Below are 24,730 nucleotides of genomic sequence, written 5' to 3'. Positions count from 1 at the left end.
GACGTGTATTCGTTCTGTCCCGATCTTTCTTGAAGCTGCACAATCCCTGCGGAATATGGTGTTCGCGAATCTGCTGTAAAGTTTGTCGCTTTGGTATTTTGTTTGCATTTGAAGTGGCACAAAACGTTCAAGGAGGCACGTTCAACCGATGAAAACAAAGGCCTGGAGTGTGCTGGCTGTGGTTCCCCTGGCGCTCGCGCTTGCCGGAAACGTGGCGGCGGATGAGGTGAAGGGGAAGGTGAAAACCGTTTCAGTGAAGGCGGGGCAGATCTCCCTCACGGTGGAGAACAAGGGAGTGGTGCTCGTCCGGGTGACCGACGGGACAACGTTTGCCAATGCGGGTTCCATCAAGGATATCCATGCAGACGATCTCCTCCAGGTCGACTATCGGGCCGACGGTTTCGATAACGTGGCGAAATCCGTTTCCAAGGTCGTCGCCAAGCTGCCGGAGGGGGTGACGGCCATGGAGACCGGAGAGCTTGAGGCACTGGTGGCCAAAGGGCCGGAGGAGGGGTATCTGCTGATCGACTCGCGCCCCACGGGGAAGTACAACGAGTCCCATATTCCGACTGCCATATCAATTCCCTTTGCCGACCTGGAAAAGAATCCGGCGCTCCTTGCGGTCCCCAAGGACCGTGTTCTGGTATTTTACTGCGGCGGCGTCACCTGAGTGCTCAGTCCCAAATCCGCCGGTCTGGCGAAAAAGATGGGGTACGAAAAGGTCCGCGTTTATCTGAAGGGGGAGCCCGAATGGAAAAAGGCCGAACTGCCGCTGGAGTCGAGCCTGGCATTTGTTGAGAAGGGGAATATCGTCCTGGTCGATCTGCGGTCCCCCGAAAAAGTGGCAGCCGGTCACATCCCCGGGGCCGTCGGCATCCCCGCAGCCAAACTTGCGGCCGCCCAGTCCGGGTTCCCCTCGTACAAAGGGGCTCACCTGGTCTTTTACTCGGACTGCGCCGAAGATGTGAACCAAGCCCTTGAACTGGCCAGGGATTGGGAGTACAAGAACGCCACGGTGTTCCCGGGTGGGGTCGCCGCATGGCAGAAGGCCGGTAAGCAACTGAAGACCGGTGCCGCGGCTGCGACAGTCATGTACGTGAAAAAGCTTGCCCCGGGTGAAGTCGGCACGGCCGACTTTGTGGCGGCACTGAAGGATGGAAAGTCAATGATCATTGACGCCAGGGCTCCCGGCGAGTTCGAGAAGGGGCATTTCAAGGGGGCGGTCAATATCCCGGCGGAAGAAGCCGCGAAGCGCCTTGCCGAAATACCCCTCGACCGGCCGGTACTCGTTCATTGCTCCACCGGCACCCGGGCCGAGATGGTCTACGACCTGGTGAAGGACAAGGGGTACAACCTCAAATTCCTGAAGGTCGGTGTGGAGTTCGCCGCGGACGGGAGTTATACTTTCAGCGAGTAGCGTTGGTCGGGACATTTCCGGCTTCGGAGGATCAGGGGGCACCGGAAGAGCGGGGCACCGGCGGAATGCCGGTTGTCTGGCGGCTGTTCCGGTGCCCCTCCGTTTTTCGTCCCCTCAGTACCCCACCACGTGCAGTTCCACGCTGATCAGGTCGTTGACCAGGTGCATCCCCAGTTTTTCGAAGAACTTGCCAGAGCCGTAGTTCACATTCCAGCGGGTCCGGTCCAGGTCGAGGCAGGCCTGGGCCGTGACGCCGCCGTCGTCCCGGGGGGCGATGAGGGCGGGGCAGGCGATGGGGTGGCTCGTGCCCCTGATGGTGAGTGAGCCCGAGAGTCGGTAGTTGGAGGTGCCGGGGGTGGCGTCCGGCAGCGGTTCGGCACCGGTCAGGTCAAAGGAGGCGGTGGGGTGGCGGGCGGTGTCGAAGAAGTCGTCCGATTGCAGGTGGGCGACCAGGAGGCGGTTGAGGGCGCTGTCGGCCAGGTCGGCGTTGGCGATGGTGGTCATGTCGATGGTCACCCGTCCCCGGACGGGCATTCCCCGGGGCACCGTCAGTTCGCCGCTTGCCACGGCGATGGTGCCGTGGTGTCGACCGTTGATATTGCGGCCCGCCCAGTGGAGGATGCTTTTGGCCGGGTCGACCCGGTAGGTCCTGTCCTGGAGTGTGGGTATGGGAACGGCCTGCTCCGGGGCACCTTCCACCGGATAGCCCGCTTCGCGCCACTCGTGGAGGCCACCGGTAAAGGCCCTCACATTGCGGTAACCGGCAGCGGCAAGTTTTTCCGCCGCCACTGCCGCGTCCCGGGAGCGGCCGCTGGACCCGTAGACCACGATGGCCGCATCCCTGTCGGCGGTTATGGCGTTCACCCGGTCCAGGAACGCCACCTCGTAGACGCAGGCGTTGCAGGCGCCTGCAATGTGACACTCCCCAAAGTACTCCTTGGGCACTACGTCGATGACGATGAGAGCCTGCCCGGTCAGCCCCGTGCGCAACTCTTCCCTGTCGATTGTGACGTTTGCCATGTCGCACCCCTCTCTTTGGTTGGGTGATGGCTAGATGCTACCACGGAGAGAGTGCTCGTCAAGGCAGGGTCAGAATGTCTGCTGGGCGCTGTCTCTTTTCTCCTTGGGCAGGAAGAGGTTCAGGAGCACGGCGGTGATGCCGCAGAGGCTCACCCCCTGGAGAGTCACCCAGCCGGCCTGGAGGGTCAGGCCGCCGATGCCGAATACGAGCACCAGCGACACGATTATCAGGTTGCGGGGCCGGTGCATGTCGACCCGGGCATGGATGAGGGTATTGAGGCCGACGGCGGCGATGCTGCCGAACAGCAGGATCATGATCCCTCCCATGACCGGGGTGGGGATAGACTGGAGCAGGGCGTTGAACTTGCCGAAAAAGGCCATGAGGATGGCGATGCAGGCGGCCCAGGTCATGATGACGGGGTTGTGGTTACGGGTGATCATGACCGCGCCGGTCACCTCGGAATAGGTGGTCACCGGCGGCCCGCCGATGAGGCCGGCCACGCAGACCGCCAGCCCGTCGCCGAGCATGGTGCGGTGGAGCCCCGGTCGGGCGGTGTAGTCGCGTCCCGTAACGGCGCCGATGGCGATGATGTCGCCCACATGCTCGATGGCCGGGGCAAGCGCCACCGGGATCATGAAGAAGATCGCCGGCCAGCTCCACTGGGGCGTCACGAAGGGAGGCACGGCGAACCAGGGTGCCGCGGCGATGGCGCTGAAATTTACCAGCCCCAGGAACGCCGAGAGGCTGTAGCCCACGGCAACCCCGGCAAGGATCGGTATGAGCCGGAAGATCCCCTTTGCCTTCAGGGCGATGACCACGGTGGTGGCGAGCGATACGCCGGCCACCAGGAGGGCGGTCTGGTAGTCCACCAGCACCGCCTTGCCGTCGCCGGTCTTGCCCATGGCCAGATTGACCGCCACGCCGGCGAGCCCCAGGCCGATGAGCATGATAATGGGGCCAACCACCACGGGAGGCATGATCCGGTGGATGAATGCGACGCCCCGTAACTTGATGAGCAGGGCCAGCATCAGATAGAGCGCGCCGGAGGCGAAGAGCCCCGACAGGGTGGCCGGGATGCCCCAGGTCTGGACGCTGTAGATGATCGGCGCGATGAATGCGAAGGACGAACCCAGGAAGATGGGGACCTTGCGCCCGGTGCATGCCTGGAAGATCAAGGTGCCGATGCCGGCGCCCAGCAGGGCCATGCTCGGGTTGAGCCCGGTGAGGATCGGCACCAGCACGAGGGCGCCGAAGGCGACGAAGAGGATCTGCGCGCCGGCGATGGCCTGGCGCCAGACCGGTTCCTGGTGGTGGGTCATGGCATGCTCCGCGGGAAGTTATTTGGTGCCGAAGATCTTGTCCCCCGCGTCGCCGAGACCGGGGAGGATATAGCCGTGTTCGTTGAGGCAGCGGTCAATGGCCGCCACGTAGATGTCCACATCGGGATGGGCGGCAGTGACCCGGGCGAGCCCCTCGGGTGCCGCCACCAGTGCCAGGACCCTGATCTGGCGGCAGCCGTTGCGCTTGAGCATGCTGATGGTTGCTTCCATGGAACCGCCCGTGGCGAGCATGGGGTCGAGGATGACGGCCAGCCGTTCGTCAAGCTTGCCCACGAACTTCTCCAGATAGGTGTGTGCTTCGAGGGTCTCCTCGTTGCGGGCGAGCCCCACCACGCTCACCTTTGCGTTGGGGATCATGTCGAGAACGCCGTCGAGCATGCCGATGCCGGCCCGCAGGATGGGGACCACCGTCACTTTCTTCCCCTTGATCTGCTCGATCTCCACGGGGTTGCCGTCCCAGCCGGTAATTGTCCGGACCTCCAGGGGGAAGTCGCCGCACGCCTCGTAGGCCAGCAGCCGTGCCAGCTCGGCGGCAAGTTCCCGGAATTTCTTGGTGCTGATATCCGCCTCGCGCATGAGGCCGATCTTGTGTCTGACTAACGGGTGGGTAAGCTCGTGAACGCCCATGGATGCCTCCGTTGTGGTAATTCGCCGGCCGGAAGAGTACCCGAATTTGTCAGACAAGTCATCTGAAAAGGGCGCGCCGGCGGCGACGGTGCGCCGCTCGGTGCGCCGTCGCCTTTCCGTTGACACTGCGCAACGCGGAAAGGTATCTTGAGCGGGTACCGAACGGAGCCATGGAAGGGGAGCGGGGGCGGCATGAGCAAGGACAAGGATGAGCGGAAGCGACCGCAGCTGCGGTTGGTGGTGAACAACGTGGAGAAGCGGTCGGGACGTCCGGTTGCGGGGGAAGATGATTTCATCACCCTGGACGAACTCATTCTGCGGTGCCACGAGTTTCGCGGTCACTTCTATGCCGGGGTGGGACGCCTTCAGGAAAAGGCGTACCGCTCGCTGGAGCGCTACCTGGAGCGAAAAGGGTGGGCCTACGGTCTGGATCCCATGCACGGGCGACTCATGGTCATCCCTGCCGGCCTGGTCTGCCCGGAGGCGATCGTGCCCGACAGTCCCCAGCAGGACGAAGTACTCGTCTTTGCCGGCGAAGACCTGACCGGCGTGGGGCTCTGCCTCTCCCTGGAGATGATCATCCCCTTCTGGAGCGACGATGATGCCGTCATGGAGGACGCGCTGCTCTCGGCGCCGATCCTCCCCTACGGGATGCTCTTCCTGGAGGAGAACCGGCAGGACTCCTACCTGGACCTCATCTACCGCGTGGCGTTGCCCCTCTATCCGCCCGCCCCGACGGTGCGCGTGCTTGACAAGCTCTTTGCCGTGGCGCGGACTGAACTGGCCGAAACCCTCCGCACCCTGGCCGACTTTTCCGACTGAACCCTACCGCGACGTTCCCCCGGCGGCTGTGTGCACGCAACCGCCGGGGGGATGCCTCAGGCACCGATCTTGAAGTTACCCACCAGTTCCTGCAGCTCGCGCGCCAGGCTGGCCAGCTGGCCGGCCGCCTGAGCGGAGTCCTGCGCACCGCGGGCCGAACTCTGGACCGTATCGGTGATGTCCTGGATGTTCCGGGTGATCTCGCCGGTGGTGGCGTTCTGCTCTTCGGCGGCGGTGGCGATCTGGTTCACCTGCCCGGTTACGTCGGAGACGCGCTGGAGGATCGCCTGGAGCGATTCGCCCGAGCGCGAGGCCTCGTCGGTGCCGCGGGTGACCTCGTGAACCCCCTCCTCCATGGAAGTGACCGCACCGCGGGTCTCCTGCTGGATGCTCTTGATCATGGAGCCGATCTCTTTCGTGGCGCGGGTGGTGCGCTCGGCCAGGGCCCTGACCTCGTCGGCCACCACGGCGAAGCCGCGTCCCTGCTCACCGGCCCGGGCTGCCTCGATGGCGGCATTGAGGGCCAGCAGATTGGTCTGGTCGGCAATGTCCTCGATGGTACCGATGATTTCGCCGATCTGGTCGCTCCTGCTGCCGAGGCTTTCCACGGTCCGGGCCGTGTCCTTGACCCGGTCGGCGATGCTCGCCATGACGGCGATGGTCCGTTCCACCACCTCCGCTCCGTCCCGGGCCGTTTCAGTAGCCTGCATGGCGCCGTCGGCGGCGATTGAACAGCTTCCCGCGATCTCCTGGGAGGTGGAAGCCATCTGTTCACTGGCCGTGGCAACGGTTGTGGCCTGGCCGGCTACCGCCTCCATGCTCCGGGCCATGTCCGCCGAGGTCACATTGAGCTGACTCGCCGCCGATGCCAGTTGTGCAGCGTTCTGGGCGATGCGGATGATGATGCCCTGGATGGTCGATGTAAGACGGTTGATGCCGCTCGCCAGGTTGCCGATCTCGTCCTGGGTCCGTACGGGCAGGACCCTGGTCAGGTCGCCGCCGCCGCTGGCCAGCTCGTCCACCTGGCGCGAGACATCGGCAATGGGCGCAATGATCGTCCTGCTGAAAAAGAAGTACATGCAGGCCAGAAGCACCAGGAAGAAAACGGTTCCCACCACGGCCAGCATGATGAGCAGGTGGCGGGCGCCCACATAGCCCTCTTCGATGGAGGTGGTGACCAGGAGCCCGCCCAGGTAGGCGGCGCCGGCGTCGTGACAGCTTTGACAACGCTGCTCGTTGGGAAAGGGAAGGACGAGGCTCAGGGTGTGCTTGCCGTCCAGGGTTTCCTTGAATTCAAGGGTGCGACCGGCGGCGATGGCCTGCTGGATCTTGGTATTGGGGGTCTGGGAGGGGGTCGGCGACACCTCTTTGGCCTGCTCGTCGAAAACCCTGAGGTCCATGATGAAATTCTTGTTCTTGACCGCGGAGATGAAGCGGTCCACTTCCGAGGAGTCGCCCTTCATCATGTAGCCGTCAATATCGTGAATGATGAGCCCGGCCAGGTTACGGGCATTCTTGAGCTGAAGATCGAGGGATGACCTGAACTGGAGCCATCCCGCCACCGAGCCCAGCGTGAAGAGGCCGAGCGAAAGGCATATCCCGAGGATCGACAGTACTTTGAATGCCAGTTTTTTAGCTAACATTAGAAGCCTCCCACTGTAAACAAATGGTGAAGATATTGCGCTTGATAGCTATAGAATTTATCGGCTGATACTAAAAAATGTTTAGTGAAAAAATAAGCAAATAATCAATTCATTAAAATACTTGAATGCATTTCGGGGAATGTCCTATTGGGCTTCGGGAGGAACGGAGCGGGTAGTCGGCCCGTTCTATGCAAACGAAGCCGGCATTAAGTACGCGGTGCCTGTTTCATGGGCAGGCATTCGGAGGGAGGCGACCAATGCTGATCATGATCCAGAACGACCCTGAAGTGCCGCCGGGGATTTTCGGCGATTTCCTGCGGGAAGAGGGCATTTCCTTTACCCTTGTCCACCCCTGCGCCGGCGACCCGCTGCCGCTGCCGGCCGAGGTGACTGCGGCCATCGTGCTGGGCGGCGCCATGGGGGTCCGCGACACGGAGAAGCATCCGTTTCTCGAAACGGTCAAGACGTTCATCGGCGGCTGCGTGGCGGCCGGCCGTCCCTATCTGGGCATCTGTCTCGGCGGGCAGCTCCTTGCCGACGTGCTCGGTGCGCCGGTCACCTCCGGCGCCGACGGCGAGAAGGGGACTCTCCCCGTCGATCTGACCGTCGAGGGGGAGCGCGATCCGCTCTTTGCCGGCATTCCCCGGCGTTTCATCACGTTCCAGTGGCATGACGACACCTTTGCCGTCCCCGCGGGCGGCGTCCTGCTGGCCTCGTCCGCCGTCTGCCCCCGCCAGGCGTTCCGGGTGGGCGACCGGGCATGGGGGCTCCAGTTTCACCCGGAGGTTAACCGGGAGATCGTTGACACCTGGGCCCGGTGGAGCGGGGATACGGCACCGGACGCGGAGAGCTTCCTGGCGGCTTTTGCCGCTGCCGAGACGGAGTATCGGGCGGCGTCCCGGCTGATGCTGGGCAATTTTCTCGTGGCTGCGGGGATGAAGCGAGCCCGATAAGTGGGCCGTCCCTGCCGCGGTGCCTGATATTTGCGCAGCCCGGAGGCGGTCGTTTTCCCCCGTTGCCGCGCAGGACGGCGGTTTTCCCGATTGCTAGAGCCTGGCACGGCTCGTGCTTATCTAAACGTACATAACCGACAGATTCAGTCTTGCAGGGCACCGAGGCCCCGGAACAGCATTCCGGGGCCTTTTCGTTTGCCGGAAAGGAGACGGGCCATGGAACATACCCTTAAGCACGAAGTCATCATCGACGACACCACTCTGCGTGACGGCGAACAGACCGCCGGGGTCGTCTTCAGCAAGAAAGAGAAGATAGCCATTGCCCGCATGCTGGACTCCATCGGGGTCCGGGAGCTGGAGTGCGGCATTCCGGCCATGGGAGAGGACGAACGCGCCGCGGTTCGGGCGCTCGTTGACCTGGGGCTCCCTGCCCGGCTCATCACCTGGAACCGGGCGCTGGTGGCCGATATCCAGGCGTCCATCGACTGCGGCATCACCGCGGTGGACATCTCCCTGTCGGTTTCCGACCAGATGATCGCCCACAAGTTGCGCAAGGACCGCCGTTGGGTAAAGGAGCAGCTCAGGCACTCCCTCGGTTTCGCCAAGGAGAGGGGGCTCTACGTTTCAGTGGGAGGGGAGGATTCGAGCCGGGCCGACCCCCTCTTCCTGGTGGAGCTCATGGAGGTCGCCCGCGATATGGGGGCCGACCGGTTCCGCTTTTGCGACACCCTCGGCATTCTCGAACCCTTCACCATGTACGAAACGGTGCGCACGCTGCGGACGGCCGTGCCGGAGCTCGATATCGAAGTGCACACCCACAATGACCTGGGGATGGCCACCGCCAATGCAATCGCCGGAATCAAGGCCGGTGCCCGTTTTGTGAACACCACCGTAAACGGCCTTGGCGAACGGGCCGGCAACGCGGCTCTGGAAGAGGTGGTCATGGCGCTCAAGCTCGCCTGCGGGTGTGATCCGGGCATCGACACTCACCGCTTCCATGAGATCTCGCGCTTCGTGGGGCGTGCCTCCCAGCGGCCGGTACCTCCCTGGAAGGCGGTGGTGGGAGAGCGGGTCTTTTCTCACGAATCGGGGCTCCACGCGGACGGCGTCATCAAGAACCCCCTCAATTACGAGGGATTCGATCCGGCGGAGGTGGGGCTTCGGCGCCACATCGTGGTGGGCAAGCATTCGGGGACGAGCGGTCTCGTGGAGCGATTCCGGAGCATGGGGGTGGAACTGGCGCGCGAAGAGGCCGCAGAGCTGATGGATGAGGTGCGCGCCGTGGCCCAGCGGCTCAAGCGCCCCCTCTCCGACGGCGATCTCCGCCGGCTCTACGCGGCGGGAAAGCATGACCGCCTGGCAGCATGATGCGCTGATGTTCATGGTTGCATAAATAATGTGCACAAGAGGGGGCGGGCGATCAGCGTGCCCCCTCTTGTATGGTCGTCAAAAATTTCAGCTGAGCAATAACTTTTTGAAATTACTGGGCCGGTCCGATGCGCGCAAGAGTGGCACGGCCTATGCTAAACAAATGACAAACAATCGGCACAACGCTGTGCCCATCCATGCAACGAAATCGGGTAACCAGGCAAAGGCGCCTTCCACCACGGGTGGAGGCGCCTTTCTTTTTTTACAATGTGCGGAAAGGAGGAGAAGCTGAACGTCGTTGGGAGGAAATTCGTACATGCAATTAATTACTGACAAAGGAGAAGCACCAATGAAAATGACGATGAAGATTCTTTCCCTGACCACAGCGCTCGTTGCCATGATCACCGGCGTTGCCCTGGCGACCCCCTCCACCCAGGTCTGGATCCCGTCCACCGATGTGCAGGCCTTCGGTACGGCCCACCTCGGTATCGACAATTACCTGAGGGTCTCCAAGAATCCCGACGGCAGCCGCCAGCCCAACACCTACGACCTGGGCCTGACCTTCGGCCTTCTTCCCTTCGAGAAACTCCAGATGGAAGCGGGGGTAGACTATATGGTGAATGCCACCTCCCCCGGCGACAGCCATCCCTTCTACCTCAACGTGAAGCTGGCAACCCCCGAGGGGTCGCTCTTCGGGTACTCGCCCGCCATTGCCGTAGGTGCCTACAACATCGGCTTCAAGGAAGACGTCTCTGACCAGAACATCGTGTACGGGCTCGTCGCCAAGACCCTGCCGGTTGTGGGGAGACTGTCGGCGGGCTACTTCGTCGGGAACAGTGCGGTGCTGAACGACGCGAGCGGCGAGAACGACAACCATGGCGTGCTCCTTTCCTGGGACCGTACCATGAGCGAAATCTCCGATAAGCTGTGGGTGGCGGTCGACTACCAGGGGAGCGACAGCTTCATGGGAGCCCTGAACTTCGGTGTTTCCTGGGCCTTCTCCAAGAACGTATCGCTCCTCGTGGGCTACGACATCTACAACAGCTCGGTAACGGGCGGGAAGAATACCTTCACCACCCAGCTCGACATCAATTTCCCTTAACCGGGAGCAGGATCGGTTCCTGTCCCACGTCCACATACACGGAGGCACGCAATGAAGCTAATCGAGGCGATAATCAAACCGTTCAAGCTGGATGAAGTGAAGGACGCCCTCAACGAAATCGGCATCGAGGGGATCACCGTGAGCGAGGTCAAGGGATTCGGCCGCCAGAAGGGACATACCGAGTTGTACCGCGGCGCCGAGTACGTGGTGGACTTCATTCCCAAGGTAAAGCTGGAGATCGCGGTGGCTGACGAACTGGTGGCAAAGGTGGTGGAAACCATCGAAAGCACCGCCAAGACCGGACGGATCGGCGACGGCAAGATATTCATCCTTTCCCTGGACGAGGCGGTCAGGATCAGGACCGGTGAGAAGGGTAACGAAGCGATCTGATCGCTCGAGATATTACAGAAACCAACGGAGGTTCATCATGAAGTGGAAACGTTCGATCATCACACTTGTCCTGGCCGCCGCAGCCTTCATGGCCCCTACCGCAGTCCTCGCCGAAGAGGCCAAGGCCCCTGCCGTGGCGGCAACCCAGGCAGCCGTCACCTCCGCCCAGGCTGCTCCGGTCGCCGCTCCCCCGGCTGAGGCCGCACCGGCGGCTGCCGAAGCCTCCAAGGTGGCCGAACCGGTCCTCAATACCGGCAATACCGCCTGGATGCTCGTCTGCGCGGCCCTGGTCCTTCTGATGCTTCCCGGCCTTGCCCTCTTTTACGGCGGCATGGTCCGGAGCAAAAACGTCCTCTCAACCCTGATGCATTCCTTTGTTGCCATGGGGATCGTGGGGGTCCAGTGGGCCGTCATCGGTTACTCGCTGGCCTTCGGTCCCGACATGGGCGGCATGGGGCTTGTGGGGGACTTCAGTCGGGCGCTGCTTAACGGAATGATCAGCTTCAAGGACGGCGCGCCGGTTTACACCCTCTGGCAGAACGTGACGAGTGAACCCAACGCCATCCCCGAGTACGTCTTTGCCATGTTCCAGGGTATGTTCGCCATGATTACCGTAGCCCTCATCTCCGGTGCCATGGCCGAGCGGGTTAAGTTCTCCGCCTACTGCGTCTTTGTGCTCCTCTGGACCACCCTGGTCTACGATCCCCTGGCCCACTGGGTCTGGATGGTGGACGGCTGGCTCTTCAAGAAGGGTGCCCTGGACTTTGCCGGCGGCACCGTTGTTCACCTCTCCTCCGGTATCTCCGCTCTGGCGTTCCTCATCTTCCTCGGCAAGCGTCACGGGTTTCCGCATGAGCGGATGGCTCCCCACAACCTCTCCATGACCATGCTCGGCGTGGGGCTCCTCTGGTTTGGCTGGTTCGGCTTCAACGCTGGTTCGGCGGTGGTCGGCGTGAACAACGTCGATGCGGCCGGCGGGCTTGCGGGTCTCGCCTTCGCCACCACCACCATCGCTCCGGCAGCAGGCGGCCTGGCCTGGATGATCGCCGAATGGATCCACGCGGGCAGGCCCTCGGCACTCGGCTTCGGTTCCGGCGTGGTCGCAGGCCTGGTCGGCATTACGCCGGCGGCCGGCTTCGTCCAGCCTGGTGCTGCCATCATCATCGGCCTCGGCGCCGGCGTGATCTGCTATCTGGGAGTGCTCATGAAGGCCAAGCTCAAGTATGACGACTCTCTGGATGCCTTCGGCGTACACGGCGTGGGCGGCACCTTCGGTGCTCTCGTCACCGGCGTCTTCGCCACGGTGGGGGCCACGGGGCTCCTTTCCGGCAACGTGTCCCAGTTCATCACCCAGGTGATCGGGGTTGTGTCGGCCGGTGCCTATGCCTTTATCGTGACCCTGGTCATCGCCTTCATCCTGGACAAGACCATTGGTCTGCGCGTGGAGAAGGAAGACGAGATCATGGGCCTCGACCAGACCCAGCACTCCGAATCGGCGTACAACTAGAAACATCCGCTTCGCGTGTTCTGAAGAAGCCGCCCCTCCCCGGGGCGGCTTCTTTTTTGTGCTGAAATATTGGGCAGGTTGGTGATTGAAAAAGCGGCATTATTTGAGGTGGCGGCCGGTCGATGGCGCGTAAAGGCTTGAATATATCACCTGTTCGTTCTGGCATGCCTCGTGCCTAACGGATAGTGGGGCTCTCTGTTTCGGCCCCCAACCGGACCCCGGGTGACCCATGGCAAACGCGCTCGCGAAGTACATTGCAGACAAGGATCCCGTTGCAGGCGAACTGCTGGAACTGCTCGCCTTCAACGAGAAAATGGCCGAGCTCGGCCGGATGGCGGCCGGTGTGGTGCATGAGCTGAACACGCCCCTGTCGGTCATCGTTTCGGCCACCCAGATGATCCTCCGCGAAGAGGGCCTGCCCGATTTCGTGCGCGAGATGGTGGAACGGGTCAACCAGGAAGCCCACCGGCTGTCTGACATGACCAAGGGGGTCCTCTCCTTTACCCGTCGGGACGTAAGCGACCACCGGGAAGCGGACGTGAACCAGGTGCTCCGGGAGGCCATGACCCTGTTGCGTTACGAGGCCCATAAACGCTCCATCGCCGTCATCGAAGATCTGGATTACCGGCTCCCCTTCATTGCCGCCGACGCCAACCGGGCGAAGCAGGTTATCATAAACCTGGTCATGAACGCCCTCCAGGCCATGGGAGAGGGCGGAAAGCTCTTCATTCGCACCAGCCGGAACGGGGAGGGGGGCGTAACGGTGCAGGTGACGGATACGGGTCCCGGCATCCCGGCTGAATTGCTGGGGCATATCTTCACCCCCTTTTTCACCACCAAGGAGCCGGGAGAGGGCACCGGGCTGGGCCTGTTCATCACCCGCAAGCTCATGGAGTCGGTGGGCGGGGCCATCGCGGTGGAAAGCACGGTGGGAGAGGGGACATCATTTACGCTCACCTTTGTCGCCGCCGAGTGAATTTTCGGGCACTTCCCGATGTGAAGCCGCCCAACAACGGTTCGGGCGGCTTTTTTTTGTCGCGTGAAACGCGGCTGTTTGCTATAACCCCTCATGCACCATTTCCGGGAGAGTGCCATGACCGCCACGTATCTCGCCGTTGCCGCCGAGGCTGCCCGCCGGGCCGGACAACTCCAGCGCGAGCGTCTCTGGACCGACCACGACATCCGCTACAAGGGGGAGATCGACCTGGTTACCGAGGTTGACCAGGCCAGCGAGGAGCTGATCGTCGCCGCCATCCGCGCCGCGTTCCCCGACCATGACATCCTGGCCGAGGAACAGACCAGGGAGACGGGCACCTCCCGCTACCGCTGGATCGTGGACCCCTTGGACGGTACCACCAATTATGCCCACGGCTTTCCGTGGTTCTGCGTCTCCATTGCCCTTGAAATCGACGGAGAGGTGACCGTCGGCGTAGTCTACCACCCTGTTATGGACGAGCTTTTCTCCGCCGTGAAGGGGGAGGGGGCTTTCGTGAACGGCAATCCCATCCACGTCTCGTCCCGGGCTCCCCTGAAGCAGTGCCTGCTGGCCACGGGCTTCCCCTATGACCGGACCCGTGACAACGAAAACAACTTCGACAACTTCTACCGCTTCCAGTTTGCCGCCCGCGCCGTGCGCCGGGCCGGTGCCGCGGCCCTCGACCTGGCCTGTGTTGCCGCCGGCAGGCTCGACGGCTACTGGGAACTCAAGCTCAAGCCGTGGGACGTGGCCGCCGGCTCCCTGCTGGTGACCGAAGCGGGGGGGCGGGTCACCACTCACGACGGCGCGCCCTTCTCTGTGTCCGAACATCGCATCCTGGCCTCCAACGGTCTGATCCACGACGAAATGCTGAGGGTGCTGGCGTCGGGAGACACCCTCTAACCCGCCGTTTTTCCATATTGACTGCATTTGCCCATTGACGATTGTGCTGTTCCGGGCGTATATCCTCTGCATTCTCGTGGAGAATGCCAATGGCAGAACATAATGAAAAGTTAATGAAGACCAATGAGCCTGTCCGCCTGGTGTTCGTGGTAGAGGGACGGATGGCCGTGGCGCCGTATCTCGATGCGGTGCGGAGCGAAGTGGAGGACGTGACGGTCGTCTCCTCCATCGGGGAACTTTTTACCCTCATGGCGCGGGAGGCGTTCAACGGTATCCTCCTGGACGTTCCCACCCTGGTTCGGGCGAGCAGCACGGAAAAGGCCTCCCTCTATGATCTGATCCAGGTGTTTCCCACGCTCAGGGTGAAATGGGATTCCCGCTCCTCCACGGTGCGGGCGCTTTTCTATGATCGCGTCCCCGGTCCCGGCGCCGGGCTCGGGAGCTTCGTCCGCCAGGTCTGCTCCCGTTTCGTCCCCCGCATCATCCGCCGGAGGGACCGGGTTGCCGCCCACTTGAACGTTATGGTTTCGGAAACCCCCTCGTTCAGCCCGGAAAAGGTGATCCGCACGGTCAGCCTCAATCTCTCGCTCGACGGGTGCTTTCTCATTGCCGTCGATCCCTGGCTCCAGGGCACCCGGCTCTGGTTGCGCATGCTGGAAATCGACGACCAGACGCCCATCGCGGCGGAGGTTCGCTGGCGCAAGCCGTGGGGGGTATCGCCGGGCATAGCCGGCGCCGGGGTCAGGTTTCTTGAGCTGACGGATGAGCAGAGGAAGTGTATTGTTGATTTGTGTGAGCAGAATAGGGTGGTGAGTGGTATCTGAAGCTGGCGTATTATCCTCTGCGACAGGTCGGTATAAACCTTTACAAAAAATAATCAAAATCTGATTTACTAATGCCTATCAAATTGGTAGGGTACCTTACGGTTTGAAGGCGTGTCTGGCAGCAACGAGCGTAACCCACAACAGAATACGGCTTAACTTATCAAGAGCGACCGAGGGACAGGCCCGGTGACGTCGCGGCAACCTCCCCATGGGGGGAAGGTGCCAATTCCTGCGAAACCGACAGGTTTCGGGAGATAAGGAAGAGCGTGACACCTCACGGTGAATCGAATCCTCTTCCGCACCCCGGAAGGGGATTTTTCATTGTGGAGGAAACCATGAACATCGCGACGCAGGCAGCACAGATCGGTCTCGACTGGGATACCCGCACCGGGGCGGTGACGGTACCCATCTACCAGACGGCAACCTTCCGGCATCCGGGATTGGGCCAGAGCACGGGCTACGACTATTCCCGCTCCGGCAACCCCACCCGCCAGGCCCTGGAAGAGGGAATCGCCCGGCTGGACGGCGGCGCCAGGGGATTTGCCTATGCCTCGGGCATGGCTGCCATCGCCAACCTTCTCCTGCTCTTCAGGAGCGGCGACCACCTGGTGGTGACCGAGGACCTGTACGGCGGCACCTGCCGTCTCTTCGACCAGATCCTGGTCCAGTACGGCCTCTCGTTCACCTATGTGGACACGAGCGATCCGGAGGCGGTGCGGGGCGCCATCCGTCCCGAGACCAGGGCCCTGTTCGTGGAATCCCTCACCAACCCGCTTCTCAAGGTTGCGGACATCGCGGCCCTCTCGGCGCTCTGTCGCGAGCGGGGGCTCCTTTGTATCGTGGACAACACCTTCCTCACGCCCTATCTCCTGCGGCCCCTGGATCTCGGGGCCGACATCACGGTCTACAGCGGCACCAAGTACCTGTCCGGGCACAACGACACGGTGTCGGGGCTGGTCGTGGTCAAGGAGCCGGCCCTGGCCGAGCGGGTCTACTTCCTCCAGAATTCCGTGGGCGCAGTGCTGGGGCCCCAGGATGCGTGGCTCACCATCCGGGGAATGAAGACCCTGTCGGTGCGGCTGGACCGCCAGCAGGAAAACGCCGGCCGGATCGCCGAATGGCTGGCGCGGCATCCGCGGGTGCCACGGGTCTTCTATCCGGGGCTGCCGGGCCATCCGGGCCACGAACTGCTGGCGCGCCAGGCCCGGGGCTTCGGCGCCATGATCGCTTTCGAGGTGGATGACAAGGCCCTGGTGGAGCGTGTGCTTCTCAAGACGGAATTGATATCATTCGCGGAAAGCCTCGGCGGCGTTGAAACCCTGATCACCTTTCCCCAGGTTCAGACCCATGCGGACATCCCGCCGGAGGTTCGGGAGCGGCTCGGCATCAATGACGTGCTCCTGCGCCTTTCGGTGGGGATCGAGGATGCGGACGACCTCATCGCCGACCTGTCCCAAGCATTCGCGTAAGAAATGGAGGACATCATGAAATTCGGTACCCGCATCATCCATACGGGCCGTGAGATCGACCCGACCACCGGAGCGCTCTCGGTTCCCATTTACCAGACGTCCACCTATCGGCAGGAATCGGTGGACCATTTCGGCAAGTACGATTACGCCCGCTCGGACAACCCCACCCGCGAGGCCCTGGAGGAGACCGTGGCCCTGTTGGAGAACGGGACGCGGGGATTCGCCTTCGCCTCGGGCATGGCCGCCATCTCCTCCACGCTGCTCCTGTTCTCGCCCGGCGATCACCTGGTGGTCTGCGAGGATGTCTACGGCGGCACCTTTCGGGCGCTGACCCAGCTTTTCAGCCGGCTGGGGGTCGAGTCCACCTTCGTGGACGCCACGGACACGGCCGCCGTTGAGGCGGCCTTCCGCCCGAACACCAAGGGGCTCTATCTGGAGACCCCTTCCAATCCACTCATGAAGATCACCGACCTGGCCGCCGCGGCCCGCCTGGCCCGGGAGCGGGGGGCCATCACCCTGGTCGACAACACGTTCATGACTCCCTACCTGCAGCGGCCCCTGGACCTGGGGTGCGACGTGGTGCTCCACAGCGGTACCAAGTTCCTGAACGGCCACAGCGACGTGGTCTGCGGCTTTGCCGTGGTAAGGGACCCGGAGCTGGGGCAGCGGATCAGGTTCATCCAGAATGCCTTCGGCGCCATCCTGGGCCCCCAGGATTCATGGCTCGTGTTGCGGGGCATCAAGACTCTGCGGGTCCGGATGGAGGAAAGCCAGGCCGGGGCGATCAAGATTGCCGGCTGGCTGGCTGGGGAAAAGCGGGTGCACCGGGTTTTCTATCCCGGGCTCCCCGATCACCCGGGGTACGACATCCATGGCCGGCAGTCGTCGGGACCCGGCGCAGTCCTCTCGTTCACTCTGGATACCGTTGAAACCACCCGCCGCCTGCTGGAGGGGATGCGTCTGGCGGCCTTTGCCGTGAGCCTCGGCGGAGTGGAAAGCATCATATCCTATCCCGCCAGGATGTCCCACGCGGCCATGCCGCCGGCCGAGCGGGCCGCCCGGGGGATCGGCGATACCCTGGTGCGGCTTTCCGTGGGTCTTGAGGACGTCGACGACCTCATGGCCGAGATGGATCGTCTGATCAACGGCTGACACGATGGACGGCCGATCGTGAAACGCAATGAAAGGATTCGTGTTTTTGCCGAAGATCAGTTTTTGTTTATTTTTAGCTCAACTCCCTTCGCATTTGGCCGATATCTGTAACAAGGTGCATTGTGGTCCGCTCCCCCGTCCCTTTATCACGCAGCGGGGTATCAGCCAGGTGATTTTCCCTTGAAAGTACAGAGGCGGTAATGAAGATTCGGAGTACCCTCACAGCCGGCTGTTTTATCTTCGCCCTGCTCACGGGGCTGGTCGGCTACTTCGGCGGCAGCGCCATCACCAGGATCAGCGGTGAGTTCGACGCGGTAACGCGGGATGGCCTGCCTGCCATCAAGACTCTCCACGACATCCGCCATGCGGGAGTGCGCATTGTCGCCTCCACCAGCGAGTTTGCTCTGGTGAGCATGGTCGTCCGGGACCGGTCCGCCGCCCGCCAGCAGGCCGAGGAAGAAAAAGAACTCCTGGAGCAGGGAACCGGCCTGTACCAGGCCGCGTTTTCCACCCTGAAAGACCTTTCCGAGCGTTTTGACCCCGAAGCGCAGCACTATGTCCGGGAAATCGACCGGGCCGGCAAAGATCTGATGGCCCTGAGCGCCGAGTCCGTGGAGACGGCGCGCCGCGCCGGCGCCCATTCGGCGATTCTGGAGGCAAAGGAGCGCTTCGAGGCTTCGGAGAGGCGTTTTCTCGACGTTGTCGACCGCGCTCTCGCCCTAGAGCGGCGGCGGCTCGCCATGCGCCAGCAGGAAGTACACAACGCCATCACGTTTGCGCTGTTCACCCTCAGCGCGGCATCGGCAGTGGCGCTCCTCTTTGCCGTGGGTGGCGGCTCTTTGTCGGCGATACTGATTTCACGTCCCATAGCGCTCCTGCAAGAAGGGGTCGAGCAGGTGGGGCAGGGAATCCTCGACACCCGCATCGACATCAGCAGCAACAACGAGATCGGCAGGCTCGCCAACGCCTTCAACCGCATGACCACGGAACTCCGGACGGTCAAGGACGAAATCACCACGGCGCGCAACTACCTGGACAACGTGATCTGCTCCATGGTCGACGCCCTCCTGGTGGTTGATATCAACGGTACGGTCATGAGCGTGAACCCGGCCCTCTGCGGGCTGCTCGGCTACCGCGAGAACGAGCTGATCGGCCGTTCCTTCTCGTCCATCCTGGCCGATGGGGGGCATGGGCAGAGCATTATTGCCGAGATGGCCGAGCAGGGGCAGGTTCCCGATCGGGAACTCCTCTACCGGAGCCGCCAGGGCGAGCTGATCCCGGTGGTCCTGTCCGGCGGTGCGATGCGGAACCAGGACGGCGAGGTGTGCGGCATCGTCTGCATCGCCCACGACATGAGGGAACGCAAGAGGAGTGAAGAGGAAATTCGGCGACTTGCCTACTTCGATCCCCTCACCGGCCTGCCGAACAGGGCACTGTTCCAGGATCGGGTCAGCCACGCCCTGGCCGTGGCCAGACGTGAGGAAGGGCCGGTGGCGCTGCTGTTCCTGGACCTGGACCGGTTCAAGGACATCAACGACACTCTCGGCCATGCCATGGGCGATCTGCTCCTGACGTCGGTGGCCGACCGGCTCAAGGCCCACGTGCGGGTCAGCGACACGTTGGCCAGGCTGGGCGACGACGAATTCGTGGTCATCCTGACCGGGGCACGGGATGAACGGGGAGTGAGCATCGTGGCACAGTCGCTCCTGGACCTGCTCACCCCTCCCTTTGACCTGGAAGGGAAGGAGGTGTTCATCTCCACCAGCATCGGCATCGCGCTGTTCCCGTCCGACGGCGAGGACGGCAACGTCCTCCTTTCGCGGGCCGATATGGCCCTGCATGCCGCCAAGGAGGCCGGCCGCAACGTCTATCGTTTCTACAGCGACGACATGAACCGCTCCGCCCAGGACCGGCGGGGGCTTGAGGACAGTCTGCGGCGCGCCCTGGCCAACGGGGAGTTCTATCTCGATTACCAGCCCCAGATCGATATGCATACCGGCGGGGTCTTCGGCGTTGAGGCGCTACTGCGCTGGAATCACCCCGAGGAAGGGCTTATCCCGCCCGGGCGTTTCATCCCCGCGGCCGAAGAGATGGGGTTCATCCGCCGCATCGGCGAGTGGGTCCTGCGGGCAGCCTGTCTCCAGTGCCGCGCCTGGCAGGAGTCGGGCCTCCCGCCGGTCAGGGTGGCCGTCAACGTATCGGGGCACCAGTTTAACCAACCGGGGTTCATCGACATGGTCGACCGGGTCCTGGAGGAGACAGGGCTCGATCCCACCCTTCTGGAACTGGAGCTGACCGAAAGCACCCTGCTCGAAGGGGCCCGGGACACGATCATGACCCTCATCGACCTGAAGGTAAGGGGCATTCATCTGGCCATCGACGACTTCGGCACCGGGTATTCGTCCCTCAGCTACCTGAAGCACTTCCCCATCGACCGGCTCAAGATCGACCGCTCCTTTGTCCGCGACATCGTCTCCGACCTGGACGACCGGGCCATCGTGGAGGCGATCATCGCCATGGCCCACAGTCTGGGGCTGCGGGTTCTGGCCGAAGGAGTCGAGCGGGAAGAGGAGCTGGAACTGCTGCGCGAGCGGGGGTGTGACGAGGTTCAGGGGTACTACTTCGGCAGGCCCATGTCGGCCCGGGACGTGGAGGCGCGCCTGAGGGCGGCGTTGCCCGTGCGCGGGACCGCGCCCCTGCGGCTGATAGCCAGGGCCGAAGAGGGGTAGGGGCCCGTCCGGCCATCGCCGGCATTTCCGTTCTTCGATGCTGTCCATCGCCGGCATTCCTTCCCGAAACAACCGGCCGTGATACCGCCTCAGGCGGTCCCGCCGTTGCGCCGCTCCCCCACGATCCGGCCATCGCTCACATCAAGTATCCGATCGAAACCGTGCACCATCCGGTGGTCGTGGGTGACCACCATGATCGCCGAATGGTTCTCCACGGCGAGCCGCTTGAGGAGCGCCATCACGTTCGAGCCGTTTTCGGTGTCCAGGGCCGCGGTCGGCTCGTCCGCCAGGATGACCCGGGGCCGGTTGGCCAGGGCCCGGGCAATGGCCACCCGCTGCGATTGTCCCCCCGACAGGTGCGACGGATAGTGCCCGGCCCGCTCCGCCAGCCCCAGCTCTCCCAGCAGGTCCAGCCCCCGCTGTTTCGCCTCTTTTCGACCGACTCCATTGATCTCCATGGCAACCATCACGTTTTCCAGGGCCGTGAGAAAGGGGATCAGGTTGTGGGCCTGGAAGATGAATCCGAGCCGCTCACGCCTGATCCGCTTCAGGTCGAGGCCCGGCAACCATCCCTCGTCGGCCACGGTTGTCCCGTCGATCACCACCCGGCCGTGGGTCGGTTCCGTAACCAGTCCTATGGAGGTGAGCAGGGTCGTCTTGCCCGAGCCCGACGGACCCAGGATCGCCACCAGTTCCCCGGGCGACACCCGGAAGGAGGCATCGGAAAGCGCCCGGACCGCCGTTTCTCCCGTCCCGTAGATCTTTGTCAGGTTTTCCACTTCCACCGCGTACATGCAGATTCCTCCCGTTGTCACGAGCTCAGGGCGTCGGCGGCTTCCACCTTCAGCGCCTTGCGGATGCCCACCATGCTCGCCGCCACGCAGATTACCACCACGATGAGGAAGAGCATCCGGAGGTCAGTCGCCAGCAGTTCCACCCGGCGCGGAAACTTTTCCTGGGTGAGGGTGATCAGGACGTAACCAATGGCGTAGGCGATGACCCCCATCAGGATCGACTGCTGGAGGATCAGGCCGACGATAACCCGGTTCTTGGCGCCGATCAGCTTGAGGGTGGCGATGGTCCTGATCTTGTCGAGGGTTGACGTGTAGATGATGAGCGAGATGATGACCGCCGAGATGACGAGCAGGATCGCCCGGAACAGCCCTAGCTGCATCTTTGCCTTCTTGATCATCCCCTCGGTGAGGATGGTGGTCTGCTCCTCATCGGAGATGGCGCGCAGATGGTTCCAGCGATCGATCCCGGCGCGGACCCGCGCCGGTTCGGCTCCCGGCGCCAGGCGTGCCACCACGGTGTTGACGATGTGGGTGGAGCCGGTGAGCTCTTCCGCCAGGGCAGATGCCTGTTCCGCCTGGACCGGCGGCAGCCCCTTCCGGGCCACCCGGTCCGCGATCCGCACGCGATTATTGCGAATGGCGTTGTTGTCCTCCTTGAACTGGATCTTCTGGGCATCCTCCAGCGTTACCCAGGCCACCGGATCGCCGCTGGAGGAAACCATCTTCCGGGTAAGCCCCACCACGGTGTAGACGTCGCCGGCTATGGCGAGCCGCTCGCCCACCGCCAGCCCCATGGCCCGGTCGGCCACCAGCTCGTAGTGCTTCTGACCGATCCCCCGCCCCTCCACAATGGCCGGCGGCCCGCCGAGCCCTCCCGGTTCGTATCCCACCAGAAAGAAGCGGAACGGCTCGCCGAAGCGCTCCAGTTGGATATTCTGGAAGGAGAGGGGGGATGCCTGGCTGACCCCCGGCACGGCCCTGATCCGGTATTTGAGGTCCTCGGGCATGCGGGAGGTGGCGGCAAAGGGGCCGCTGGTCCCCTGCTGCACCACCCAGACGTCGGCGCCGATGGCCTCCAGGATTGCCAGGGCATCGGCAACGAGACCCCGGTAGATTCCTCCCATGCTCATGACCACGGCCAGGAGCAGCCCCAGCCCCAGGCAGGTCTGGACGAAACGCCCCCGGTGGCAGCGAATGTCGCGGACCGCCAGGTTCACGGCGACACCCTCACCTTCATGCCGTCGCGGAATTTCTTCGCCTGGGTCGGCGTTGGCAGCACCACCGGCTCAGCCCCGGCCAGGCCTGACAGGATCTCGGTGACGCCCTGCCGATCCTCGATGCCGACCTGCACCGGCTTGAAGCGGAGCCGACCTTCCAAAACCGTCCAGACCCCGCGCTTCCCCTCATGGCTCGTCAGGGCCGCGGCAGGCAGGGACGGCACGCCGCGTTTGGCGCCGACCGTGATCAGAACGTCGGACTGTTCTCCCAGGCGGAACGCGGGCGGTGGGGCGGCGAAGGCCACGTCAACCGCCAATTCTTCGGTCACCCGGTCGCTCTCCATGCCGACCCGGGCCACCCGTCCCTGCATGGCACGCTCCGGCGCGGACCGGAGGGAGATCGCGGCCTCCCGGCCCACGGCCACGCCGGCAAGCTGCGATTCGTCCACATGGGCCCTGACCCAGACCACCGCCGGATCGGCAAGGGTGAAGATGCTCTGGCCGGGCGAGACCACGGCCCCCTTCTCCAGGTCGCGGGAAACAATGATCCCGTCGCGGGGGGCGCGGATAACGGTGTCGTCAAGCCGCGACCGGGCCACTCCCCGTGCGGCGCGTCCGGCCGCCGACTCCATGCGGGCCGCTTCCAGGGCGGCGCTGCTTCGGGCTTCCTCCTCCCGTGCCAGGCGCCAGGCCGTTTCGTACTGCTCGGCCTCCTGGCGCGATACCAGGTTCCGGTCGGCCAGGTTCCGGTAGCGTGCTGCGTTGCGCTCGGCCAGTTCCAGGTTTGCCCGGGCCTTTGCCAGAGTGGCCGCCTCCAGGCTCTGGCCGGCCGCCGCCCGGCTGACCCCTGCTTCGGCCTGGCCCAGCTGCGCGGCATATTCGTCGTTTTCCAGGCGCGCCAGAATCTGTCCCCGCCGCACCCGGTCACCCTGGTCCGCGTGAAGCGAAACGATCCTTCCGGTCACCTTGCTGGAAACCCCCACCACTTCCTTGGCTTCCACAGTGCCGTTGCCATAGACCCGTGCCGTCAGGTCCCGCCGTTCGACCCGCACCGTCGTGACCTTCGGCGGGGCCAGGATGGTGGCCTTGACGAGCACGATCAGTGCAGCGAGAAGCGCGGCTCGGATCAGGGCGGTTTTGTGTCTGCGCAGCGTGTGTATCAACGTCATTGTTCCGTTCCTCCGTCGTCGCCAACCGCCCGATCGAGACGCGCCAAAGCGATGCGAGTATCGCCCCTGGCGCGGATATTGGCCGTTTCAGCCTCCAGCTCCCGGGCCTGGGCATCGGTCACCTCGATGATCGTGCCCACTCCCTCCCGGTAGCGCTCAATGGCCAGGGTCCGGCTCTCCCGGGCCGCTTCCAGCTCCCGGCCGGTCGACTCCACCCGGGCCAGGGCCTCCCGCATCCCCAGCCAGGCGCCTTCAACTTCACGCCCCACCTGGAGCTGCTGGTCCCGGCGCCGGGCCTCCACTTCCCGCAGCGCTGCCGCGGCTTCCCGTTCCTTCTCCCTGGTGGCGAACCCCGCGAAGATCGGTACGCTAAGACGCACGCCAACCCCCCAGGTGTTCCCCTCCGGCGGAAAGCTCCGGTCGGCATATCCCGCACCGGCCGTTGCCTCGATCACCGGCAGATGTCCGCCGCGGGCGGCCGTCGCTGCCCCTTGGGCCGCCGCGTGGAGCGCATCGTACCGCTTCAGTTCCACCCTGCCTGCCGTGGCGCGGCGTTTCGCCTCCGCCAGGTCGGGCAGGGAAGGGCTCTCCCCGTCCGGTTCAGCCAGGGGCCGGTCGGGGAGACTGTCGAGCCCCATGGCGGCGGCCAGATCCACCCGGGCCATGTCCCGTTCATTTTCGGCTGCCGTGAGGAGCGTTCGGGCCGCGTAGAGATCGGCCTCGGCCCGGACCACGTCCAGCCGTGGCCTGACCCCTTCGCTGTAGAACGCCCGGGCTTGGCCCAGGACCTCCTCCCGCGCCCGGACGGTCTCCCTCAGCGCTTCGACCCGGCGCTCCGCCGTCAGGAGGAAGTTGTAGACCTCTCGCACCCGGAGCGCCACGTCCTGCCGGACCGCTGCCAGGGATTCGCGGGCTGCGCCCCGTTCTCCCTCTGTCGCCGCCACGGTTCCCGAGGTGCGCCCGAAGTCGTGGATCGTCTGGCGGAGCGTAAGGCCGGCCGAATAGGTCTCCGTCTCCTTGAATCCTTCGAAGGCGGTCAGGTAGGAGCGGCCCCGGTTCCAATCCGCCACCAGGTCCAGCCGCGGATAGTAGCCCGAGCGGGCCTGCCCCGCGCGCGCATCGGCTCCGGCCAGTGATTCCCGGGCCGCCATGGTTCGGGGGTGGTTCGCGAGGGCCGTTGTCAGTGCCTCCCGGAGGGTGAGGGGCTCCGCTGCCGGGAGTCGATGGGCCGACAGCAGGAGAAGCGCCGCGGTTATGACCATTGCTCGCATGGTGTGCTCCATTATTCGTAAAAGTAAATACAAAGT

General features: G+C 63.7%; 21 protein-coding genes and 1 riboswitch. Of the genes, 13 read left to right on the top strand and 8 right to left on the bottom strand.

Features of this window, described 5'->3' with window-relative positions; genetic code table 11:
* Nucleotides 1–148: 148 nt before the first annotated feature.
* The gene (locus AABA48_RS09960; protein WP_192905085.1) at nt 149–1,417 is read left to right on the top strand and encodes a rhodanese-like domain-containing protein; all 1,269 of its coding nucleotides are present in this window, start codon (nt 149–151) and stop codon (nt 1,415–1,417) included.
* A gap of 114 nt (nt 1,418–1,531) precedes the next feature.
* Here AABA48_RS09960 and AABA48_RS09955 read toward each other — a convergent pair whose 3' ends face one another.
* The 3 genes from AABA48_RS09955 to upp all read right to left on the bottom strand — a co-directional run bounded on the left by AABA48_RS09955 (nt 1,532) and on the right by upp (nt 4,405).
* Nucleotides 1,532–2,437, bottom strand: coding sequence for a YceI family protein (locus AABA48_RS09955; protein WP_338270120.1), 906 nt, complete (start codon nt 2,435–2,437; stop codon nt 1,532–1,534).
* 69 nt (nt 2,438–2,506) lie between these two features.
* Entirely contained in the window at nt 2,507–3,757 is a 1,251-nt protein-coding gene (locus AABA48_RS09950) for a uracil-xanthine permease family protein (RefSeq protein WP_192905087.1), read from the bottom strand.
* A gap of 18 nt (nt 3,758–3,775) precedes the next feature.
* Nucleotides 3,776–4,405, bottom strand: a complete 630-nt coding sequence (gene upp, locus AABA48_RS09945) for a uracil phosphoribosyltransferase (RefSeq protein ID WP_338270117.1) — start codon at nt 4,403–4,405, stop codon at nt 3,776–3,778.
* Nucleotides 4,406–4,597: 192 nt separating this feature from the next.
* Here upp and AABA48_RS09940 point away from each other — a divergent pair, with 192 nt between their 5' ends.
* Nucleotides 4,598–5,227 (top strand): hypothetical protein, encoded by a 630-nt coding sequence (locus AABA48_RS09940; RefSeq protein WP_338270115.1) that lies wholly within the window; start codon nt 4,598–4,600, stop codon nt 5,225–5,227.
* A 56-nt stretch (nt 5,228–5,283) separates the two neighbouring features.
* On the opposite strand, the gene AABA48_RS09935 is transcribed toward AABA48_RS09940, so the two are convergent.
* Nucleotides 5,284–6,870 carry a methyl-accepting chemotaxis protein gene (locus tag AABA48_RS09935; protein ID WP_286350325.1) on the bottom strand — a complete coding sequence of 529 codons (1,587 nt, stop codon included), beginning with the start codon at nt 6,868–6,870 and terminating at the stop codon, nt 5,284–5,286.
* 257 nt (nt 6,871–7,127) lie between these two features.
* Here AABA48_RS09935 and AABA48_RS09930 point away from each other — a divergent pair, with 257 nt between their 5' ends.
* From AABA48_RS09930 to AABA48_RS09880, 11 genes are all read left to right on the top strand, one after another.
* On the top strand, nt 7,128–7,823 hold the full coding sequence (locus AABA48_RS09930; RefSeq protein WP_338270111.1) for a type 1 glutamine amidotransferase: 696 nt from the start codon (nt 7,128–7,130) through the stop codon (nt 7,821–7,823).
* A gap of 216 nt (nt 7,824–8,039) precedes the next feature.
* Nucleotides 8,040–9,191, top strand: coding sequence for a homocitrate synthase (gene nifV, locus AABA48_RS09925; protein WP_338270109.1), 1,152 nt, complete (start codon nt 8,040–8,042; stop codon nt 9,189–9,191).
* A 349-nt stretch (nt 9,192–9,540) separates the two neighbouring features.
* Nucleotides 9,541–10,293 carry a hypothetical protein gene (locus AABA48_RS09920; RefSeq protein WP_338270108.1) on the top strand — a complete coding sequence of 251 codons (753 nt, stop codon included), beginning with the start codon at nt 9,541–9,543 and terminating at the stop codon, nt 10,291–10,293.
* Nucleotides 10,294–10,344: 51 nt separating this feature from the next.
* Entirely contained in the window at nt 10,345–10,683 is a 339-nt protein-coding gene (locus AABA48_RS09915; RefSeq protein WP_010941607.1) for a P-II family nitrogen regulator, read from the top strand.
* Between the two features lie 37 nt (nt 10,684–10,720).
* Nucleotides 10,721–12,190 (top strand): ammonium transporter, encoded by a 1,470-nt coding sequence (locus tag AABA48_RS09910; protein WP_338270105.1) that lies wholly within the window; start codon nt 10,721–10,723, stop codon nt 12,188–12,190.
* 229 nt (nt 12,191–12,419) lie between these two features.
* Nucleotides 12,420–13,166, top strand: coding sequence for a nitrogen fixation two-component system sensor histidine kinase GnfK (gene gnfK / locus AABA48_RS09905; protein WP_286350319.1), 747 nt, complete (start codon nt 12,420–12,422; stop codon nt 13,164–13,166).
* Between the two features lie 117 nt (nt 13,167–13,283).
* Nucleotides 13,284–14,069, top strand: coding sequence for an inositol monophosphatase family protein (locus tag AABA48_RS09900; RefSeq protein ID WP_286350318.1), 786 nt, complete (start codon nt 13,284–13,286; stop codon nt 14,067–14,069).
* A gap of 89 nt (nt 14,070–14,158) precedes the next feature.
* Nucleotides 14,159–14,893, top strand: a complete 735-nt coding sequence (locus AABA48_RS09895; RefSeq protein ID WP_286350317.1) for a PilZ domain-containing protein — start codon at nt 14,159–14,161, stop codon at nt 14,891–14,893.
* Between the two features lie 154 nt (nt 14,894–15,047).
* Nucleotides 15,048–15,154: riboswitch (SAM riboswitch) on the top strand.
* Between the two features lie 74 nt (nt 15,155–15,228).
* The gene (locus AABA48_RS09890) at nt 15,229–16,362 is read left to right on the top strand and encodes a trans-sulfuration enzyme family protein (protein ID WP_286350316.1); all 1,134 of its coding nucleotides are present in this window, start codon (nt 15,229–15,231) and stop codon (nt 16,360–16,362) included.
* A gap of 15 nt (nt 16,363–16,377) precedes the next feature.
* Nucleotides 16,378–17,514: a trans-sulfuration enzyme family protein gene (locus tag AABA48_RS09885; protein ID WP_286350315.1), complete on the top strand. Its 1,137-nt coding sequence runs from the start codon at nt 16,378–16,380 to the stop codon at nt 17,512–17,514.
* A 200-nt stretch (nt 17,515–17,714) separates the two neighbouring features.
* Nucleotides 17,715–20,243: an EAL domain-containing protein gene (locus AABA48_RS09880; protein ID WP_286350314.1), complete on the top strand. Its 2,529-nt coding sequence runs from the start codon at nt 17,715–17,717 to the stop codon at nt 20,241–20,243.
* Between the two features lie 89 nt (nt 20,244–20,332).
* Here the strand turns inward: AABA48_RS09880 and AABA48_RS09875 are convergent, their stop codons facing one another.
* From AABA48_RS09875 to AABA48_RS09860, 4 genes are read right to left on the bottom strand one after another with little or no spacing between them, the layout of a single operon-like run.
* On the bottom strand, nt 20,333–21,037 hold the full coding sequence (locus AABA48_RS09875; protein WP_286350313.1) for an ABC transporter ATP-binding protein: 705 nt from the start codon (nt 21,035–21,037) through the stop codon (nt 20,333–20,335).
* Nucleotides 21,038–21,054: 17 nt separating this feature from the next.
* On the bottom strand, nt 21,055–22,254 hold the full coding sequence (locus AABA48_RS09870; RefSeq protein ID WP_286350312.1) for an ABC transporter permease: 1,200 nt from the start codon (nt 22,252–22,254) through the stop codon (nt 21,055–21,057).
* Nucleotides 22,251–23,423, bottom strand: coding sequence for an efflux RND transporter periplasmic adaptor subunit (locus tag AABA48_RS09865; RefSeq protein ID WP_286350311.1), 1,173 nt, complete (start codon nt 23,421–23,423; stop codon nt 22,251–22,253). The genes AABA48_RS09870 and AABA48_RS09865 overlap by 4 nt, the downstream gene beginning before the upstream one ends.
* Nucleotides 23,420–24,694 (bottom strand): TolC family protein, encoded by a 1,275-nt coding sequence (locus AABA48_RS09860; RefSeq protein WP_286350310.1) that lies wholly within the window; start codon nt 24,692–24,694, stop codon nt 23,420–23,422. The genes AABA48_RS09865 and AABA48_RS09860 overlap by 4 nt, the downstream gene beginning before the upstream one ends.
* Nucleotides 24,695–24,730 lie beyond the last annotated feature (36 nt).

This window comes from Geobacter sp. 60473 (assembly GCF_036323535.1).
Lineage (GTDB): Bacteria > Desulfobacterota > Desulfuromonadia > Geobacterales > Geobacteraceae > Geobacter > Geobacter sulfurreducens.
This window is presented reverse-complemented; position numbering and strand designations above follow the sequence as displayed.